The sequence below is a fragment of the Pantoea sp. PSNIH1 genome, assembly GCF_007680655.1.
GTDB lineage: Bacteria > Pseudomonadota > Gammaproteobacteria > Enterobacterales > Enterobacteriaceae > Pantoea > Pantoea eucrina.
Map to the genome: position 1 here is coordinate 1,561,091 of NZ_VEIP01000001.1, position 18,534 is coordinate 1,579,624.

An 18,534-nucleotide genomic window follows, 5' to 3' on the forward strand; every position below is an offset into this window, starting at 1 on the left:
TTCCCCTTACGCTTTACGCGCCAGGCGGCGCAGCTGTGAAATGCCGCGCGGGCTGACAAAAAAGAGGGTGAAATAGAGGCTCCAGGGATTCAGCATCGGGCCGGACGAGAGATAAGCGCGGAAACTGCGGCGATACAGCGCGATATAATCTTCAATAAAGGCACCGCTGAATTCACGGCTGTTGAGCCCTTTGCTGATATAGGAAGAGGTGACCTTGAGCACGAGATGGTAGTAGTAGCGATGGTGCTGCCGGGTCATAAACGCCTTCATCCGGCCAAACGAACGCGCAAAGGAGAAGTGTTTTTCCCGCAGCGCCGAACGGGTGGCGGAGTTGTCCGACTTTACGTAGTGGTAGACCACGCGTTCGGTGACGATTACCTGCTGGTTCTGCAGCAGATAGAGGTAGTTCATCACAAACAGCAGATCTTCGAAGTTGAAGATCTCCTCGTTAAAGCGCAGCTGATGCTGCCGGATAACGTCCGCGCGAAATACCTTGTCGCAGATGCCGTGACGGGGATGGAAATAGAGCACGTCGTTGACCGCTGCCGCCGCGCTCATCTGCCGCGATGCGTCACGGTTGGCAGGCTGATCCAGCGGCTCACCGGCAGGCGTAAAATGCTGCGACTCGCCGATACACATGCCGATATTTTCCTGCATCAGCCCAGCCCAGGTGGCAAAGGCGTCGTGCGGCAAAAAATCATCAGCGTCTAAAAAACAGATAAATTTACCGCGTGCGCTGCGCAGCCCCTGATTACGTGCCGCAGAGACGCCCATATTGGACTGTTCAATGATGTGAAACTGCGGATGGTGCGCAAACCGCTCAAGAATGGCCTGCGACGTATCCGTTGAGCCATCATTGATAAATATCGCTTCAAAGCGCATTTCCGTCTGCTGCAGCAGACTATTAATGCTTCTTTCCAGATAAGCAGCTGCGTTATACACCGGCACAATGACGCTCAGTAACACGTCGTTTACGGGATTTTGCATGAGACCTCAGAACTCGTTTTGTCAGTATTAATAAGGCGAACGCAGCGGCGTTAAACATTGCCGTTCAGATAACGCGCGTGCCTGATGGCATATTCCTGCGTCCGGCTTAACTGTATTCCGGATTTTTTTCGGAGTTTCCTCAGTAAGGAATTCCGCTAATTAAATAAATGAATACTCAATGTAATAATAAGAATTTCGCCAGCGCTGCACGCCAGAACTATTTATTATTCGTTTGTAAATGCATACCGCTGACGACGCGCAGCTGCCTGCGCTTCACCCTGCAATCCGGCTGGATGGCGGGCAAAGAGTGGCGGCTTTAGCGTTAGCTTCAGCTGGATATCATTCTTTATCAATAAGTTATCAGCGACTGACCTGCCACACTCTGCGGCGCGACGTCGCGCAAATCGTTTTACCGACTTTTCAGCGGCCTTAACGTAACGTGTGGCAACATTAATGATATGTGCTGTGCGCCCTGCTCTTTTATTATTCCGCTGCGTCTGTTGCGCCGCGTGAGAAGCAGGAGGCGTTAATCCAGTATGGCTATCGCAGCCATACTGCAATGGGCTTCAGGCCCTTAAAATGCGATCTGTTTCAAAACTTTAAACGGCATTCTCTCCGCTGAACAAGCCAGGGTCAATGGGGAGGTCAGGAAAACAGAATTTACGCAGCGACCCTGCCGTTAATTAAAATGCAGATTGATTAGCTTTAATAAAGGAATATTACGCTGACTGATAAGATAAACGCGTAAAGGTCACCAGGATTAATATCAGTAAAAAAAGATCGCGATTCCGCTGTAAATCACAGCACCGCAGCGCTACAGCGACTTAGGTCAAATAATGGTTAAAATAAAATCACTTTCTGCCGATAACGCTATCAACAGAACAACCGGTGAGCCAGTAAATGATTTCCCTGCAAACCAACCTTTCTGCCCTCAACGCGGTGCAGAACACAAACAAAAGCCAGTCAGCGCTGGGAACAGCGATACGTAATCTCTCTTCCGGGATGCGTATCAATAGCGCAAGTGATGATGCGGCAGGCCAGGCGATAGCCAACCGGATGCAGAGTCAGCAGCGCGGTTTGCAGCAGGCGCAGCGCAACGCAGGCGATGGGCTGTCGCTGGTAAATACCACTGCCGGCGCTCTGGATGAGATCAATAACCGCGTTCAGCGGATCCGGCAGCTGGCGGTACAGGGACTGAACGGTACCCTTTCGCAGAGTGACGCCGACTCCATTCAGGGAGAGATCAACCTTAACCTGAAAGAGATCGACCGTCTGAACAGCACGGCTGCGTTTAATGGCATCAAAACGCTCGACGGCAGCGCCGGACAAATCGGTTTCCAGGTTGGTGCCAACGATCGTGAAAAGATTACGCTGGACCTTTCCGCGCCGGGCTTTAGCGTCGGCGCGCTGGGATTGAAAGATCTGGTGATTGGTGGCATCAGCGGCAAAGTGACGCCGGTTAACCGCGTGACCGGCCTTGCCACCAATATGAATTTCACCAATCCGGCTATTACTGTGACCTATACGCCTTCGTCAGGTGCGCCGCAGCTGATGCGCAGCAGCGCGGATAACCGGCAGTATGTGCAGAGCACCGGCGCTGACGGCAAGCCGGTATACTATCTGGCGGCGGTAAGCGCCCGCTGGGACACCGCTAACGCCGCCGGAACGGTGGCAATCAGCCGCGCCACATCCGCCCCGCTCTACAGCAGCGTAAACACCATAGCGGCGCGTGCTATTCCGGCCGTTAATTTTCAGCAATCGGATGGCACTGCGCTTGCCGCTACGCCCGCCGCGCATCTGACCGTTGATAACGGCAGCTATTATGTTGAGCAAGGCGGTCTCTATCACGCTGCCACGCTGGACTTTGGCAGCAGCGGAAATGTTATTGCGCAGGTCACCAGCGCCCCGACAAAAAGCAGCGCCGATTTTGCTACGCCACCGGCTGCTGTAACGCAAACGCCCGCTATCGATACCAGCAGCGCCACGCTCAGCTTTACGGATGCCAGCGGAAATAGCGTGAGTAATGCGCGGCTGCTGCAGAGCGGTTCACAGTACGTGATGGAAGTTGATAACGGCGGCGGTAATTATCAATATTTTAACGCAGCGGTGGCCGCACATACTGACGAGAACGGCAGCAGCTCGCTGGCTATCAGCGCGGTCAGCAGCAGCGCTATCAACAGTTTTAGCAGCGTAAACAGCGTAACCGGTACAGCTTACGTCACGCTGGACCCGGCAAACGTTGAGTTGCGCTATACCGACGTCTCAGGCCAGAGCGCCAGCGACGTGCTGCGACTGGACGCTGACGGCAACTACTATATGGATGCGCCGGATACCGGCATTGATAAAACAGCGACCTTTGTGACCCACGACAGCAGCGGCAGTATCATGCTGAAAACGCTGCAGGGCACCGGTGATATTCAGATCTATTTTCAGGCGGGCATCTCTTCAACCACTGATGCCTCAACCAATCTGACGACGATGCGTGTTTCAGAGATGGGCGATGAGATCCGCCTGAAGCACCCGGACGATCCGCTGGCAACGCTGGATCGCGCCCTGGCGCTGATTGACAGCCGGCGCAGCCAGCTGGGTGCGATTGCCAACCGGCTGGAGTCGGCGCAGCGGCTGCAGAGCCAGAGCACAACCGATTACGCAACAGCCCGCTCGCGTATTGAAGACGCTGACTATGCGCAGGAAGTGTCAGCGATGGCGCGTCAGCAAATTCTGCAGCAGGCCGGTAACTCCGTGCTGGCAAAGGCGCAGCAGGAACCGCAGCAGGTGCTTAAGCTGCTGCAGGGGTAAGGGGCAACCGCCCCTTTTACTCGTCAGCCGGGGCGATACTGATAATATCGAACTTCGCCACGCCATCTACGCCGGTGCCGGGAGTTTTCATCATCGCAAGATCCTGCAGCACCGCTTCATGCGCCTCTTCATCTGAAGGCTCATTTTCGCTCTCCAGTATCACCTCTTCGCGCTTTTTAACGTCGCCATCCTGATGTTCATAGGTCACTTTGTATCGGGTACTCATTGCGCATTCTCCTTTTCGGGGGGAACGCTAAGTCTGGTCAACGGATGAGAATACGTCCAGCTGGGGTCTGCCGGAGGCTGTGTTATGCAGATGCTGAAAGGGGAAGAAAAAATAATCTATAAGAGATGGAATTAACTGGTGCCGGAAACAGGAGTCGAACCTGCGACCTTCGCATTACGAATGCGCTGCTCTACCAACTGAGCTACACCGGCAATGGGGCGGGAACTACGGGGAGTAAAAATAGGAAATGTGACGCGCGGCGTCAAGATGCGGTGATTCAACCGCCCGCTTTTTCAGCAGCGCCGGCGCGTTTTCCACCACAAAAAAAAAAGGCGAGGCCGGAGCCTCGCCAAAAAGGTGCTGGCCTTAATCGTAATAAGGCAGCTTACGATCAACACCGTTGATATTGACCAGCACAAAGCCCGAAGGGGCCGTTTTATTGGTGGGATTACCCGCTGCCGTCGCGACAGTGAGCACCCCTTTCTCATTGGCACCAATGCCTGCTACGCCGTTATGAAAACCAAAGCGTGCCGCTGGCTTCAGCGTGCCCATTTTGGTGGTATCGGTCACCACCGAAAAGTCAGTCTGGAACAGCGAGCAGGAGCCTGACTCAAAACGCGTTGGCCCGGTGGTTTTCAGGTTAATCAGCGTATCACCGCTTTTGGCGCGCAGCTTAACCCACACCACCGCATAGGTGGTGCCGACCCGGTTGTAGCGGATATCCATCACCGCAGGCTGGCCCATATGCCAGGCGTCAGCCCAGACGGTATCCAGCCGCTGCAGGTTGATCCAGGTTTTACCGGTGCCGGCCATATTGACCGGCGACGCCGCCGTGCCGGTGGGCTGGGTCGCATCCGCTTTACCAATCAGCTCCATCACCCACTGCTGGTTCGCCACCGGGAAAAAGAGCTGTCCCAGGCGATACCAGTTATCGGTATCGGTGTTATTGGTGACTTTATGGCCGCTGTAGTAACCCGTGCGCAGGGAGCCGGTGATAATAGTGCCGTGGTTCTCCTCACGCCGGTAGCCATACTCAAACGTCGAGAGCCAGCGCGTGCCCGCCAGGTCGTTGGAGATAGTGGCACCCGACTGCAGGCCAATCTGGCGCATGATCACGCGGGCGTTATTGAGGTTAAACGGCGAGCCGCAATCCTCAATGTTCAGCGTATCGATGGTCCAGCCGCCGTCGGAGAGATCGCCAGGGTTACGCGTATGCTCAATCCAGACGTTACGCATAATGCCCTGCGTCACGCGCGGCATATAGAGCGTGGCGTCACCGTAACCGGTCTGGAAGTTACAGTTGCAGATCTCAATCGCGGTGGAGTGGTCCCACTTACCTTTTGGCGAGTTTGACCAGCCGATGTCGAATACGCGCCCGTAGGTCCACAGGGTGTAGATCTGGTCAAACTTGCTGTCGAGGGTATCCAGCACTTTAATGACGGTCCCGCCGCTATTCTGCGCGCGGAAACAGTAGATATTTACCGTAGAGCCTTCGATGCAGGTGTTTTCGAAGAAGGGCTGCACGTTGGTACACAGCTCGGCTGTGATAGTGCCTTTGTTGGTATTGGTATCGGCGGACGCCTGACCATGCCAGGTGATCCCTTTGATCGCGGTGCGGCGCGCCTTCACCTTGAACACCGTATTGGCGCTCTTGTCGGAAATGATCGTGGTACGCGGTAGCGAACCCAGCTCCACATCATCCCCCTGCAGGCCAAAGAAGGCGACCTCAGTATCACTGATATCTATCGGGTTAATCAGGAATTTACCGCCCGGAAAGCGCACCGGCAGATCGCGGATATTGCCGCTGTAGCCCTGGGTCCACGCCAGCATGCGTTTGAAGGGTTCGGTGTCATTGGCGTAGCCATCCCCCTTCGCACCAAAGTGGTAGACGTTGAGGTCTGCCGGGTCGTTGATCACGCGCTTCCAGTAGAAGCCATTACCGACCGCCAGCGTACCGCCATCGTCAGCCGCCGTGGTCGTCCCGATAAAACCGGTAAAGTCACCGCCACCGCGAAAGTTTGAGTCCGCATTGTAGCGGCGCAAAAACGCAGAATCGCCGTTTTTAGCAGGTGCAGTGGTACGCAGTTCAGCAAATGAATTAACTTCGATCATGTCAGCCTCCTCGGCTTATACAGGGGTATTGGAATAGCGTCAGAAGGAGCGGCGTTAGCGTGCCGGCGTGCGGCAGTGCCGATCCCAGAGGTCGTTGTGATTGTTAATGGCACGCACGGTGCGAATATCCATGCGATCGGCGTCACTGCCGTGGGTATAAATGGGTGAAAACAGAGAGCAGGCGGAGTCGATAACGACCGGCGCCTCAGGGCTGGTGGTACTTCGATTGCTGCAGCTTGTCACGAGCGGCAGCATCATCAAGATTACTGTTGCTGATTTCCACACGTCGGGCCTCCTCACGCAGCTGCTGCTGCTGCTGGTTAACCGCTACCGCCTGCGCCGCTGTTTTTTCTGCGCGTTCGGTGTCTGCTTTAGCCTGCTGCTGCACTTTGCCGATCTTTTTACCGCCAGCGTAGCTGGCTACCAGCGCGGCGATGATGCCGAACAGCGCCGCCAGCCAGTGCCAGCTGCCCGCCAGCAGGGAAAGAAGAAAACTCATGATTTTTCCTCCAGCGCGCTGCGTTTTTCCGCCAGATTTTTCTGTCGCACAAACTGCGCCATAACGCCCATTGCCACCATAAAGGCACCAATTAACCCCAGGTAGTTGTGCGGCAGAACCTCTTTGACGTCCGGCGGCAGCGCGTTCCAGGCATCGAGCGCGGAAGCGGGAAAAGATTGCGCCCACGCGCTGAGCATGGAGCCGAGTGAAGCGAGCCACACTGACCAGGTTTTAAACAGCAGGCGCGCGTGTTTAACAAACTCCAGCGTGGTGAAGCGCTGCAGCAGGAGCAGCAGTATGATTGCCGCCAGTACCGCAATGATGAAGATCATCCACTTCATGTTCATAGCAGCCCCCGGTAGATGTCATAGGTGCCGCTGCGCATCGCTTCCGCATGCCGCCGGGCGCGTCCGGCTGTCTGCCGCGCCCAAAGGCTATCCAGCATGGCATTCGCTGCGGCGTCAAAGTCGCCCTGCGTGACCGAGGTGAGCATGCCGCGAAACAGCGCAAGCCCCTCCACGCCCATCTGATACGCCATGCTAATCAGCACGTCACTGCGGGCATCGTTGCACTTCAGCAGCGCCTGGCGGATCAGTTCGCGCTGTTGCATCTCCTGCACTTTTTTCTCCACAATGCACTGCTTCCAGACGTCCCCGACGCGGCGCGGCACCTGAAAGATGTAGTTGCTCAGCGAGGCGCCCTTTGGTCCGATGCGGATGCCGCCCGCCACGGTGGGAAAGCCCTGCGTATCCAGATAGGGCGCTTCGCGATAACCCTCTTCAAAATTTAAAATGGCAATAATCTGGCTCATATCCGTTCCTTCTTTGAGGCGCAACACGGAGTACGCTGCGCACAGGGTCAGCACACTTAAACGTCACTGATCGGTCAGCCATTCGCGCACGCCAGATTCAAGCGCAACGCTCAAGCGTGGTTAAACAGTGAGCAATGTAAAAACGTTCCGTTCAGAACTGGAAAAGCAGGAGAAACTTAACGGGTAGCGTAGAGATGAACGTGGGGTAAACAGCAGTTATCGAAACTGGCGCTTTCACTGTGCGAGCGTCCCGGCGCCAGTACGGCACGCTCTACTCTGGATCGAATCTCCCGCTGACAGATACGTTCAGCAGTGCGCAGCGTGACGTCATCGCATTCGAGCCCGAGTGCGTTGTCGATAGTACGGTTCAGACGTGCGAGTGGCTGGCGTCGTCGATGACGCCGGGTTCGTGCATTACCGGTAAACGCTGATTTGCCATATTGGATAATCGCCATAACTCCTCCTGTGAATGAGTTTTTGGCGATGGGGTGGCAAACGCGGCCTTCCGGCAGAGGCCGGTGCGTCCGGTGTGCCACTGGAATCACCCACAATCCGCTTTCCCGGTCGTTAAAAAACGGCCAGGAAAAAGCAGAGAGAAGTGAAGGCAGGAGACAACTGACAACGCTGCTGAGTGCGTATCCACCCCATCCCAAAATACACTGATTTTGAGTGGGTAGTTTCGCGCTTGTGCAGCGCCTCAATTGTTTAAGAGCGGGCCCATCCGGGGGCAACGATTTCGTCCATCTATGGTCAAATTATTAACATGTTCTAATACTTTGGCAAACACCAACAGTTAATTTTTTATTTACCAGCAGTTAAATTTATGATTTCAGCCGGGTTATTTTTTTCTGCCGATGCCGGCAACGGCTCAGCCCAGGATCTGATAATCACGTGCCTGGCTCATGATGACGCGGGCGATCACCTGCAGAGAATCGGCTTCATCCAGCGTCAGATACCAGGTCTCATAGCGCTTGTTATCTGAGATAACGGCCACTTTTTTATGCTGCAATTGCAGGCGTTTGAGATAGAGCTGATCGTCAAGCGTAAACAGATAAATTCCATCGCCATCAAAGTGATGTACGCTGATATCGACAAACAGCTGATCGCGCGGTGCGAAGGTGCCGGCCATTGAATCGCTGTTCAGCGCAATAAGCCGGATGCTTTCTGCCGGGCGGCCATTAAACAGCACGCGCGCCTCATCCAGACCATATTCTATCGCCTGAATGGTCTCTACCAGCTCATCGCGCGCGGCAATGCCCTGCGCGCTGCGCTGGCCGATATCCAGGCTCTCCACGCGGAACATATGCCCGGCGGAGAGCAGACGCTGCTGCGAAAGCCCGGCATCCGGTTTCTCCATACCAAACTGCAGCCACTCCACGCGCACGCCCAGCAGATCGCTTAGCGCTAACAGATTCCCGTCATCCGGAATCGACTGACCGTTGAACCATTTCCATACCCCCGGCGTTGAAATTTTGCATCCTCTTTGCTGCAACGCCTTTGCAACCTGTTTGTTTCGTCCATGTCCGACAATTCCCGCACTTTCGCATGCGGCAATCAGCCTGGCAGTAAAAGCGTGTTTTGTACTCTCTTTTTTAACCATCAGTTAATTGTCTGCCATCAGTAAAAGACTGAATGTTATTTTGGTTTTTGCTACCAGTTCATTTTATATTACCGCTAGTTTACTACCCACGCGATATTATCAATGAAGCTGGAGGATCATTATCCTCGCCCGTCTGCGCTAAACCAGCAATGAATGTGTGACAGCTTGTTCTGACTGAGGTTTTCAGGAATCTTCTGTTAAACCCGGACCAGCGCTTACACAAAAAAATGGGTGAAAAGCGGCTGACGCGCCACAGATGACAGATAAATTTCAGAAAGCTGTGATATTGAGTGGATCTAAAGCAAAAAAAATGGGTACCTGTACAGGTACCCATCTGAGGCGGGCAGGACGGCTAGCGGCGCAGCGTATCGTCGCCCCAGCCAATCCATTTGTAGGTGGTCAGCGCTTCAAGCCCCATCGGACCGCGCGCGTGCAGTTTTTGCGTACTGACTGCCACCTCAGCGCCCAGACCAAACTGGCCGCCGTCGGTGAAACGGGTACTGGCGTTGACGTAGACCGCAGAAGAGTCCACCTGCTGAACAAACGCATTCGCGTGCCGGATGCTGCGCGTCAGAATGCCGTCGGAGTGCTGGGTGCCATATTCACGAATGTGCGCAATCGCCTCATCCATGTCCGCTACCCGCTTCACGTTGAGATCGTTTGACAGCCACTCATCGCGATAGTGCGCCTCGCTCACTGCGACGACGCTGGCCGGCCCTGTCTGCAGCTGCGCCAGAATATTGGCATCGCCGTGCAGCGTAATCTTTTCCTGCGCCATACGCTGCAGGAAAGCTGGCAGGAAACGATCGAGTTGATCCTGATGGATCAGCAGCGTCTCCAGCGAGTTGCAGGCGCTCGGCCGCTGTTTTTTGGCGTTAACGATGATCTCAAGCGCCGGCGCGATCTCCATCGTCTCATCAAGATAGAGATGGCAGACGCCGATACCACCGGTGATCACCGGGATAGTGGAGTGTTCACGGCACAGCTTATGCAGCCCTGCCCCGCCGCGCGGGATCAGCATATCGACATAGCGATCCAGCTTCAGCAGCTGACTGACCAGCTCGCGATCCGGATTTTCAATCGCCAGTATGGCCCCGGCTGGCAGGTTATGTTTTACCAGCGCACGCTGAATGACTCTGACCGTGGCCGCATTGGTGCGCCATGTCTCTTTACCACCGCGCAGGATGGCTGCGTTGCCGGTTTTCAGGCAGAGAGCCGCCACATCAACGGTGACGTTCGGACGCGCTTCGTAAATAACGCCCACTACGCCGAGCGGCACACGACGCCGTTCAATACGCAGGCCGCTGTCGAGCTGGCCCCCGTCAATAAGCTGTCCGACCGGATCGGCCAGCTGGCAGACCTGCCGCACATCATCGGCGATACTCTTCAGCCGCTGCGGCGTCAGCGTCAGGCGATCGAGCAGTGCCGCGCTCATGCCGCTCTGCCGCGCGTCGGCCAGATCCTGTTCATTCGCCGCCAGAATCTCTGCGTGATCCGCCTCCAGCCCTTCAGCCAGGGTGAGCAACACCTGATTTTTCTCTGCGGTGGAGAGCGCCGCCAGCGCGTACGATGCCGCCCGCGCCGCCTTACCCATTTCCTCTAACATTTTCTGCTCCTTAGCTGACAACCATGTCGTCGCGATGCACGGCAACCGGGCCATATTCATAACCGAGAATATCACCGATCTCCTGGCTGTGATGTCCGGCGATCATGCGCATCGCATCGCTGTTGTAACGCGTCACGCCGTGGGCGATATCGCGTCCCTGCAGGTTGCGGATCCGGATCACCTCACCGCGTGAGAAATTTCCCTGCACCTCGCGGATGCCTTTAGGCAGCAGCGAACTGCCGCGCTCCAGCACCGCCGCCAGGGCACCATCATCAATGGTGATTTCGCCGGCCGGCGGCGCGCCGAAGATCCAGCGCTTGCGGTTCTCCAGCGGCGACTGCTGCGCATGAAAGCGCGTGCCGACCGGTTTGCCGTTCAGCACATCGCTAATCACATCGGGACGGCTGCCGGCAGCGATAATCACATCGATGCCGGCGCGACAGGCGACATCCGCAGCCTGCAGTTTGGTTGCCATACCACCGGTGCCTAATCCTGACACGCTGCCGCCCGCCAGCGTCCGCAGCGCATCATCAATCTGGTGCACGTCGCTAATCAGCTGCGCCTCCGGATTCGTGCGCGGATCGGCGGTAAACAGCCCCTGCTGATCGGTCAGCAGCAGCAGTTTGTCCGCTCCGCCCAGCATTGCCGCCAGCGCCGAGAGGTTGTCGTTATCGCCAACTTTAATTTCCGCCGTGGCGACCGCATCGTTTTCGTTGATCACCGGAACGATGTGGTTATCCAGCAGCGCGCGCAGCATATCGCGCGCATAAAGAAAGCGTTCGCGATCTTCCATATCCGCGCGCGTCAGCAGCATCTGCCCGATATGGATGCCATAAATAGAGAACAGCTGCTCCCACAGCTGGATCAGACGGCTCTGTCCCACCGCAGCCAGCAGCTGCTTTGAGGCGATGGTCGGTGGCAGTTCGGGATAGCCAAGGTGTTCACGTCCGGCCGCAATCGCGCCGGAGGTGACAATAACAATGCGATGTCCCGCCGCGTGCATTTGTGCACACTGGCGAACCAGCTCCACCATGTGCGCCCGATTCAGCCGGCGCGAACCGCCGGTGAGAACGCTGGTACCCAATTTGACCACCAGGGTCTGACTGCCACTCATATTTTCCTGCCATCTGAGAAAAAATCCGCGAACGGACGTTTTATCAGGAGTCAGCAAGGAAGCCAACAGCCACGCCGGGAAAAGCGCGAATTTCCGCAGGCCAGTCAGCACAACTTAACCGCCTCATTCACCCCGATTGCGCAAATCTGTCATAAAACCTTCATCAGCGATCGGTAAAACGTCCCGTGTTTTACAAACCTTTTCACGGGTACATACTTTTTTTACTCATCGGGATTGATAGCAAATGAAGAAAAGCACACTGGCACTGGTTGTTTCCGCACTGGCTCTGGCCACAACGGCACAAGCCGCAGAAATTTATAATAAAGACGGCAACAAACTGGATCTCTACGGTCGCGTAAAAGGGATGCATTATTTCAGTGACAATGCAGGCGCGGACGGTGATAAAACTTACGTGCGTCTCGGTTTTAAAGGTCAGACGCAGATCAACGATCTGATGACGGGTTACGGCCAGTGGGAATATCAGTTTCAGGGCAACCGCTCTGAAGGCAGTGACGCGAACAACGGCAACAAAACCCGTCTCGGCTTTGCCGGCCTGAAATTTGGCGACTACGGCTCAATCGATTATGGCCGTAACTACGGCGTGCTGTATGACGTGGAAGCCTGGACCGACGTCTTCCCTGAGTTCGGGGGTGACGGCACCGCGCGCACCGATAACTTTATGGCGGCGCGCACGTCAGGCGTGGCAACTTACCGCAACAGTAATTTCTTTGGTCTGGTGGATGGCCTGCGCTTCGCCCTGCAGTATCAGGGTAAAAACGACGCCGACAGCGCGAACAGCCGCGGCAGCGCAGCGGATACCAGCACCCAGAACGGCGACGGCTACGGCGCATCCCTGGGCTACACCATTGGCGATAGCGGCGTCAGCCTGATGTCAGCCATTACCTCATCCGATCGCACCAGCCAGCAGCAGCAGGCTGGCCTGCTCGGACGCGGCGACAAAGCGGAGTCCTGGGGAGCCGGTATTAAATATGATGCCAACGCCCTCTACCTGGCGTCCATCTACACCGAGACGCGCAACATGACGCCAATCGGCACGCGCGGCTTTGCCAACAAAGCGCAGAACATTGAAATGGTGGCGCAGTATCAGTTCGAGTCCGGTCTGCGTCCGTCACTCGGCTATGTACAGACCAAAGGCAAGGATATTGAAGGCGTGGGTGATGAAGACCTGGTGAAATATGTTGATCTGGGCCTGACGTACTACTTCAATAAAAACATGTCGACCATGGTGGATTACAAAATTAATCAGCTGGATGACAACAACAAGCTGGGGCTGAACAATGACGATGTGGTTGCCGTTGCGCTGACCTATCAGTTCTGATTACCCGCTGCGGTATCGACACCCTGACAACGCAAGAGCCGGCGCATGACCGGCTCTTTTTTTTATGTTATGCGCTCAGCTTAACCGGCTCTTCTTTAAAACCAGCTGCGGGACGCAGATCGAGCTTCTGCTCGTGCAGCATCGCTTTCAGCCGCTCATGAAAGTTACGCAGGGTGCTCTCTACACGCTCGTTGTTCTCTTTACCTTTAATGGTTGTCACACTCCAGTCGCCCTCTTTATCAAACAGGCCGAAGTGATATTCGTAGGTAAAGTGATCGCTGTGCGCATCCAGCGTCATCCACCAGCCCCAGAACTCGCGGCTCTCCGGTGCAGGCTTTACGTTAACGCAGGCAGCCAGGCAGTCAAAAAAGAAACGCGTATCTTCGCATTTTCCTTCACGGATGTACGGCCCCAATTCGGTGAAGCGCTTAAGCAGGCGACTACGGGGGTGACCACTCGGTAACGTCATGCTAATTCTCTCCCTCAAATAAACCGTAAAAAAAGCAGCGCGCTGAGCAAAAGGCGCAGCGCGTAATATGCCGACATTAAGTTTTAGCAGAGGTTTTGTGTTTTGCCAGTTACCGCTGCAACTGTTTGCTGAGCCAGTCACAAATCTGATTCAGCGCTTTCTCAAAACTGTGAAATACCGGTGAAGCCGGAATAGCCAGCGTTTTGCCCTGCGCCGACGAACCGGCAATCAGGCGTGAGTCCTCCTCCGGGCTGAAAAGATCGTCCGGCCAGTAAGCGGCCAGCATCGGCACCGGGGTGCGGCGTCCCAGCAGCCCCTGTACCTTCAGCGAATAGCGATTCAGCTCAATGCGCAGGTTGCTGTCGGACGTTGACGCCATACCCAGCCGGCTCGCCAGCATATCCATATACATGTCCGGCAGCTGCTGCTGACGCGCCGCGTCAACAAACACGCCGTGTACCATCGCGCCCAGCGTGGCCACGGCACGGATACGCGGTACTTCAAGCCAGGCGAGTCGGGTCGCAATATTGGCACCAAAGCGGTAGCCAAACAGCGCCACGCGGGTGTGATCGATCCACGGCACGTTGCTGAGCTCGCGCAGAACCTGCTGATGCAGATGGCTGGTGTCCTGGTTTAGCGTCCATTTACTGCTATAGCCAACCGATGGCATATCCAGCGTCAGCATAGCGATACCGCGCGGGGCCAGGTAGTCATGAAACAGCCGATAGTGATCGCTCTGCAGCGAATCAAGCCCCCCGCACAGCATCACGGTGGGATAAGGTGCGCTGGCCTGCGCCGGCATATGCAGAAACCCGGTAACCGGGCTGCCGCCACTGACAGGAAACGTCAGCGATTTCAGCTCGCCCGGCAGCCGCCGGGTCGCCTCTTCATAGGCGCGATTAGCCAGCACCTGCGCCTGATCAGCCAGCTCATCGCCTTTAATATAGGGATAGGCCGCGAGGCTGTAGAGATTCGCCGCATGCAGCCACTGCTGGCCCGCTTCATCATGCTGCTCGCTCTGCATCGCCCGCTGCTGCCAGAGCGCCGCCTGCTTTGACCACTCAAAATTCCAGTTGCCACCGCGATAGCCGATTACCGTATCCAGCAGCGCCTCATCGGTGTGTTCAAAGCGGCTGACGGCGATGCGCGCCAGGACTTCGCTGATCTCCTGCGGTGACAGGCCGCGCCATGTCCAGAGCAGCTTGTTAAGCATGCGATACCAGCCGCGCTGAGTATCCCCCTCCAGCGCGTTATGCACCTGTGCGGTAGCGTGATGCTGGCGGCGCACCAGGGAAGAGGTTTCGGGATGTTTAAAACGCGGCTTGAATAACTCTTCGCTAAGATTTTTTTCGGCCATCTGATGGTTTCTCCTGCGGCGGTCGCATAGATGGCTATGAGTTTACTGCACCCGCCCCGGCTGCGCGAGGCGCGAATAGCACAACGCCCGGCTTAACCGGGCGTTGTTTGCGTTGCATCAATCAGCTTTTGACGATTGGCGGAATATAGACCACGCCCATGTCCCACGGCTGTTCGATCCAGGTGTTCTGCGGGATATCCACAATGTAATCATCCACCAGCGCGCGGCCAGCAGGCTTGGCGAAGATGGTGCAGAAACGCGCTTTCGGATACATATCACGGATCGCCTGCGCAGTGCCGCCGGTGTCGACCAGATCGTCGATAACGATAAAGCCTTCACCGTCGCCTTCGGCGCGCTTCAGCACTTTCATTTCGCGCTGGTGATCGTGATCGTAACTGGAGATGCAAACGGTATCGACGTAGCGAATACCCAGCTCACGCGCCAGCAGCGATGCCGGAACCAGACCGCCGCGGCTTACCGCGATGATGCCTTTCCACTGTTCCACAGGAAGCAGGCGCTGGGCCAGTTTACGGGCATGAATCTGCAGCATGTCCCAGGTTACGACGTATTTTTCGCTCATAAAAGGAATCCCAACCACCAAAAGTGGCTTAAAAATATGCAAGGGGGAAAAGGTTGCGCGAGATTATAAGGATCTGACGCGTTAAAAACCAGCATCCGTCACACTGGTTGCAGGTTTTTAGCGCGCCTGATGACGCGCCTGCGAATAAAGGGTGATATTCTCTGGCTCATCACGTCAGATGAGCTGACGGCGATCTTAAACCGGAAACTGCGTGCGAGCGGCCTGTCCGCCACGCTGATACAGGAGACGCGTTGTGTCTGAATTGTCTCAACTCTCCCCGCAGCCGCTGTGGGATATCTTCGCCAAAATCTGCTCCATTCCCCACCCTTCTTATCATGAAGAGGCGCTGGCTGAATATGTGGTCAGCTGGGCCAAAGAGCAGAATTTCTGGGTCGAACGCGATCGGGTCGGTAATATTCTGATCCGCAAACCTGCCACGCCCGGCATGGAAAACCGCACGCCGGTTGCCCTGCAGGCGCACCTGGATATGGTGCCGCAAAAGAACAACGATACCGCCCACGATTTCACGAAAGATCCGATTCAGCCGTGGGTGGACGGCGAATGGGTGAAAGCGCGCGGCACCACGCTGGGTGCAGATAACGGTATCGGCATGGCGTCAGCGCTGGCGGTACTGGCTGACAACAGCCTGACGCACGGCCCGCTGGAAGTGCTGCTGACCATGACCGAAGAGTCGGGCATGGATGGCGCGTTTGGCCTGCAGCCGGACTGGCTGCAGGCAGAGATCCTGATCAACACCGACTCTGAAGAAGAGGGTGAGATCTACATGGGTTGCGCGGGCGGCATCGACTTTATTACCACGCTGCCGCTGAGTCGCGAAGCGGTGCCAGCCGGCTATGAAACGCTGAAGCTGACGCTTAAAGGTCTGAAAGGTGGTCATTCCGGTGCGGATATCCATCTTGGTCTCGGCAACGCGAACAAACTGCTGGCGCGTTTCCTGGCCGCCCATGCCCGCGAGCTGGATCTGCGTCTGATCGACTTTACCGGCGGCACGCTGCGTAACGCGATCCCGCGTGAAGCCTTTGCCACGCTGGCCGTTGAGAGCCACAAAGTGGACGCGCTGAAATCTGCGGCGATGCACTTCCAGGCGATACTGCTCAACGAGCTCGGCAGCAAAGAGAAGCATATTGTGCTGCAGACCGAGCCGCTGGCGCAGCAGGCTGAGGCGCTGAGCGCAGAGAGCCGCGATCGCTTTATCAACCTGCTCAACAGCACCCCTAACGGCGTGATCCGTAATTCAGACGTGGCGAAAGGCGTGGTTGAAACCTCGCTGAACGTGGGTGTGGTCAGCATGGATCAGGCTAACGCTGAAATCATCTGCCTGATCCGTTCGCTGATCGATACCGGCAGAGAGTGGGTGGTAGAGACGCTGACCTCGCTGGGCGCGCTGGCGGGCGCGCAGACTGCGCCAAAAGGCGGTTATCCGGGCTGGCAGCCTGACGCTGACTCACCGGTCATGGCGCTGACGCGCACCACCTACGAAGCGCTGTTTGGCAAAACGCCAAACATTCAGGTGATCCATGCCGGTCTGGAGTGTGGCCTGTTCAAGAAACCGTATCCGCATATGGATATGGTCTCTATCGGACCGACCATTACCGGCCCGCACTCGCCGGATGAGCAGGTGCATATTGAGAGCGTTGGCCTCTACTGGAAGCTGCTCACTGCGCTACTGAACGCGATTCCGGCAAAAGCGTAATCGATGCCGCTCCCCTGTCCGCTTGCCGGGCGGGGGAGATTTCAGAGTCCCAGCAGCAGCTGACGCTCCAGCTGCGGGTCCACCAGCGTAACGTGCAGTCCCACCAGCCTTACTCCGCGATCTGCCCGACGCGCCTCCCAGACCTGACGCGCCACCGCCACCATATCCTCTTTATTCAGCACCGCCCAGACGTGCTCCTGCGTGGTCTGCTGAAAATCGCTGAACTTAAATTTCACCCCCTGCCGGGCGATCTGCTTATCTGGCCGGATAGCCCCCAGACGGCGATCCAGCTCCGCATAGAGGTAGTCGATAATCGGCAGGCACTGCTCCCAGTGGTGGATATCTTCCGGCAGCGTACGCTCTACCCCCAGCGACTTACGTTCACGTTCGACGATCACTTCGCGGTCATCGATGCCGTTGCTGCGTTCCCAGAGCGAGCGGCCAAACTTTCCGAACCGCTTCAGCAGCAGCGCCAGATCGGCGCGCTGCACGTCAGCACAGGTACGCAGCCCCATCTCTTCCAGCTTTTTGGTCGCCACTTTGCCCACGCCCGGGATCTTGCTGAGCGGCAGCTCATGCAGAAACGCCGGCACCGCCTGCGGGGTGATCACATACTGGCCGTCAGGCTTATTAAGGTCGGAGGCGATTTTCGCCAGAAATTTGATCGGTGCGATGCCGGCTGACGCGGTCAGTCCGGTTTCGCGCAGAATATCCGCGCGGATCGCCTGCGCCATCAGCGTCGCCGACCCCTGGCAGTGCAGACTGCTGGTGACATCCAGATAGGCTTCATCCAGCGAGAGCGGTTCAATCAGCGGCGTGTAGCGGAGAAAGATGTCGCGGATCTGTCGCGAGGCTTCTTTATAGGCGTCAAAGCGTCCCGGCAGCAGGCGCAGGTGCGGACAGAGACGCAGCGCGGTCGAGGTCGGCATGGCGCTGCGCACGCCATATTTGCGCGCCGGATAGTTAGCGGTACTGATCACTCCGCGCTGAACGCGGTTGCCGCCAATCGCGATAGGGATATCCCGCAACGACGGATCGTCACGCATCTCAACCGCTGCGTAAAAGCAGTCCATATCGACATGAATGATTTTGCGCATACCCCCTCCGGACACTGGCTAAGTATACAGTAGCGAAGGCGTTGAGCAATCGTCATCGGCACCGATGCCGCGCCTGAGCGCTTTTACTCCCCGATGCATCACAACTTTGCGCCATTTTGTTGCCCGCTATCTTGATTAAAAGCCAGACAATGTTAATGTTGCGCAGCGATAGCGGATATTTCCGATAATGCAACTGAGTGACGCTGCGCGTCTGAGTTTTTCTT

18 protein-coding genes and 1 tRNA gene are annotated in these 18,534 nt (G+C 56.4%); 3 read left to right on the forward strand and 16 right to left on the reverse strand.

All coding sequences use genetic code 11. The annotated features are described in order from the left end of the window. Positions 1-6: 6 nt before the first annotated feature. Positions 7-987, reverse strand: a complete 981-nt coding sequence (locus FS690_RS07340; RefSeq protein ID WP_145339281.1) for a glycosyltransferase family 2 protein — start codon at positions 985-987, stop codon at positions 7-9. Positions 988-1,887: 900 nt separating this feature from the next. Here FS690_RS07340 and FS690_RS07345 point away from each other — a divergent pair. Beyond that, positions 1,888-3,786, forward strand: coding sequence for a flagellin (locus FS690_RS07345; RefSeq protein ID WP_145339283.1), 1,899 nt, complete (start codon positions 1,888-1,890; stop codon positions 3,784-3,786). A gap of 16 nt (positions 3,787-3,802) precedes the next feature. Here the strand turns inward: FS690_RS07345 and FS690_RS07350 are convergent, their stop codons facing one another. The 11 genes from FS690_RS07350 to proB all read right to left on the reverse strand — a co-directional run bounded on the left by FS690_RS07350 (position 3,803) and on the right by proB (position 11,754). Beyond that, positions 3,803-4,012, reverse strand: a complete 210-nt coding sequence (locus FS690_RS07350; RefSeq protein ID WP_039382899.1) for a hypothetical protein — start codon at positions 4,010-4,012, stop codon at positions 3,803-3,805. A 136-nt stretch (positions 4,013-4,148) separates the two neighbouring features. After that, positions 4,149-4,224 (reverse strand) — tRNA-Thr (locus tag FS690_RS07355). A 154-nt stretch (positions 4,225-4,378) separates the two neighbouring features. Then, positions 4,379-6,124, reverse strand: coding sequence for an amylovoran biosynthesis protein AmsF (locus tag FS690_RS07360; RefSeq protein WP_145339285.1), 1,746 nt, complete (start codon positions 6,122-6,124; stop codon positions 4,379-4,381). Positions 6,125-6,178: 54 nt separating this feature from the next. Beyond that, a complete protein-coding gene (locus tag FS690_RS07365) occupies positions 6,179-6,367 on the reverse strand; it encodes a hypothetical protein (protein WP_128083791.1) in 189 nt (62 codons plus the stop codon). Then, positions 6,330-6,623 carry a hypothetical protein gene (locus FS690_RS07370; RefSeq protein ID WP_039382893.1) on the reverse strand — a complete coding sequence of 98 codons (294 nt, stop codon included), beginning with the start codon at positions 6,621-6,623 and terminating at the stop codon, positions 6,330-6,332. The genes FS690_RS07365 and FS690_RS07370 overlap by 38 nt, the downstream gene beginning before the upstream one ends. Beyond that, positions 6,620-6,964, reverse strand: coding sequence for a hypothetical protein (locus FS690_RS07375; protein WP_175540454.1), 345 nt, complete (start codon positions 6,962-6,964; stop codon positions 6,620-6,622). Before FS690_RS07375 ends, FS690_RS07370 begins: the two co-directional genes overlap by 4 nt. Positions 6,965-6,966: 2 nt before the next feature. Further along, a complete protein-coding gene (locus tag FS690_RS07380; RefSeq protein WP_039382888.1) occupies positions 6,967-7,434 on the reverse strand; it encodes a glycoside hydrolase family protein in 468 nt (155 codons plus the stop codon). Positions 7,435-7,610: 176 nt separating this feature from the next. Beyond that, positions 7,611-7,889 (reverse strand): hypothetical protein, encoded by a 279-nt coding sequence (locus tag FS690_RS07385; RefSeq protein ID WP_071668492.1) that lies wholly within the window; start codon positions 7,887-7,889, stop codon positions 7,611-7,613. Between the two features lie 413 nt (positions 7,890-8,302). After that, positions 8,303-9,034, reverse strand: coding sequence for an XRE family transcriptional regulator (locus tag FS690_RS07390; RefSeq protein ID WP_145339286.1), 732 nt, complete (start codon positions 9,032-9,034; stop codon positions 8,303-8,305). Positions 9,035-9,386: 352 nt separating this feature from the next. Next, positions 9,387-10,640, reverse strand: coding sequence for a glutamate-5-semialdehyde dehydrogenase (proA, locus tag FS690_RS07395; protein WP_255471474.1), 1,254 nt, complete (start codon positions 10,638-10,640; stop codon positions 9,387-9,389). Positions 10,641-10,650: 10 nt separating this feature from the next. Further along, positions 10,651-11,754: a glutamate 5-kinase gene (gene proB, locus FS690_RS07400; RefSeq protein ID WP_039382881.1), complete on the reverse strand. Its 1,104-nt coding sequence runs from the start codon at positions 11,752-11,754 to the stop codon at positions 10,651-10,653. A 244-nt stretch (positions 11,755-11,998) separates the two neighbouring features. Between proB and ompC the strand changes: the two genes are divergently transcribed. Then, positions 11,999-13,093, forward strand: a complete 1,095-nt coding sequence (gene ompC, locus FS690_RS07405; protein WP_145339288.1) for a porin OmpC — start codon at positions 11,999-12,001, stop codon at positions 13,091-13,093. Positions 13,094-13,160: 67 nt separating this feature from the next. Here ompC and crl read toward each other — a convergent pair whose 3' ends face one another. The 3 genes from crl to gpt form a co-directional block, all read right to left on the reverse strand. Further along, positions 13,161-13,562, reverse strand: coding sequence for a sigma factor-binding protein Crl (gene crl, locus FS690_RS07410; RefSeq protein WP_039382877.1), 402 nt, complete (start codon positions 13,560-13,562; stop codon positions 13,161-13,163). A 109-nt stretch (positions 13,563-13,671) separates the two neighbouring features. Beyond that, a complete protein-coding gene (frsA, locus tag FS690_RS07415; protein WP_039382875.1) occupies positions 13,672-14,919 on the reverse strand; it encodes an esterase FrsA in 1,248 nt (415 codons plus the stop codon). Positions 14,920-15,040: 121 nt separating this feature from the next. Next, the gene (gene gpt, locus FS690_RS07420) at positions 15,041-15,499 is read right to left on the reverse strand and encodes a xanthine phosphoribosyltransferase (protein ID WP_007887137.1); all 459 of its coding nucleotides are present in this window, start codon (positions 15,497-15,499) and stop codon (positions 15,041-15,043) included. Positions 15,500-15,752: 253 nt separating this feature from the next. On the opposite strand from gpt, the gene pepD reads away from it, so the two are divergent. Next, positions 15,753-17,213 (forward strand): beta-Ala-His dipeptidase, encoded by a 1,461-nt coding sequence (gene pepD, locus FS690_RS07425; RefSeq protein ID WP_039382873.1) that lies wholly within the window; start codon positions 15,753-15,755, stop codon positions 17,211-17,213. Positions 17,214-17,254: 41 nt separating this feature from the next. Here pepD and dinB read toward each other — a convergent pair whose 3' ends face one another. Beyond that, positions 17,255-18,310 carry a DNA polymerase IV gene (dinB, locus tag FS690_RS07430; protein ID WP_071668489.1) on the reverse strand — a complete coding sequence of 352 codons (1,056 nt, stop codon included), beginning with the start codon at positions 18,308-18,310 and terminating at the stop codon, positions 17,255-17,257. Positions 18,311-18,534: the final 224 nt, after the last annotated feature.

Excerpts from the sequence above, each read along its gene's own strand:
- FS690_RS07340 (WP_145339281.1), bottom strand. The coding sequence starts at position 987 with ATGCAAAATCCCGTAAACGACGTGTTACTGAGCGTCATTGTGCCGGTG.
- FS690_RS07345 (WP_145339283.1), top strand. The coding sequence starts at position 1,888 with ATGATTTCCCTGCAAACCAACCTTTCTGCCCTCAACGCGGTGCAGAAC.
- FS690_RS07350 (WP_039382899.1), bottom strand. The coding sequence starts at position 4,012 with ATGAGTACCCGATACAAAGTGACCTATGAACATCAGGATGGCGACGTT.
- FS690_RS07360 (WP_145339285.1), bottom strand. The coding sequence starts at position 6,124 with ATGATCGAAGTTAATTCATTTGCTGAACTGCGTACCACTGCACCTGCT.
- FS690_RS07370 (WP_039382893.1), bottom strand. The coding sequence starts at position 6,623 with ATGAGTTTTCTTCTTTCCCTGCTGGCGGGCAGCTGGCACTGGCTGGCG.
- FS690_RS07375 (WP_175540454.1), bottom strand. The coding sequence starts at position 6,964 with ATGAAGTGGATGATCTTCATCATTGCGGTACTGGCGGCAATCATACTG.
- FS690_RS07380 (WP_039382888.1), bottom strand. The coding sequence starts at position 7,434 with ATGAGCCAGATTATTGCCATTTTAAATTTTGAAGAGGGTTATCGCGAA.
- FS690_RS07385 (WP_071668492.1), bottom strand. The coding sequence starts at position 7,889 with ATGGCGATTATCCAATATGGCAAATCAGCGTTTACCGGTAATGCACGA.
- FS690_RS07390 (WP_145339286.1), bottom strand. The coding sequence starts at position 9,034 with ATGGTTAAAAAAGAGAGTACAAAACACGCTTTTACTGCCAGGCTGATT.
- proA (WP_255471474.1), bottom strand. The coding sequence starts at position 10,640 with ATGTTAGAGGAAATGGGTAAGGCGGCGCGGGCGGCATCGTACGCGCTG.
- proB (WP_039382881.1), bottom strand. The coding sequence starts at position 11,754 with ATGAGTGGCAGTCAGACCCTGGTGGTCAAATTGGGTACCAGCGTTCTC.
- ompC (WP_145339288.1), top strand. The coding sequence starts at position 11,999 with ATGAAGAAAAGCACACTGGCACTGGTTGTTTCCGCACTGGCTCTGGCC.
- crl (WP_039382877.1), bottom strand. The coding sequence starts at position 13,562 with ATGACGTTACCGAGTGGTCACCCCCGTAGTCGCCTGCTTAAGCGCTTC.
- frsA (WP_039382875.1), bottom strand. The coding sequence starts at position 14,919 with ATGGCCGAAAAAAATCTTAGCGAAGAGTTATTCAAGCCGCGTTTTAAA.
- gpt (WP_007887137.1), bottom strand. The coding sequence starts at position 15,499 with ATGAGCGAAAAATACGTCGTAACCTGGGACATGCTGCAGATTCATGCC.
- dinB (WP_071668489.1), bottom strand. The coding sequence starts at position 18,310 with ATGCGCAAAATCATTCATGTCGATATGGACTGCTTTTACGCAGCGGTT.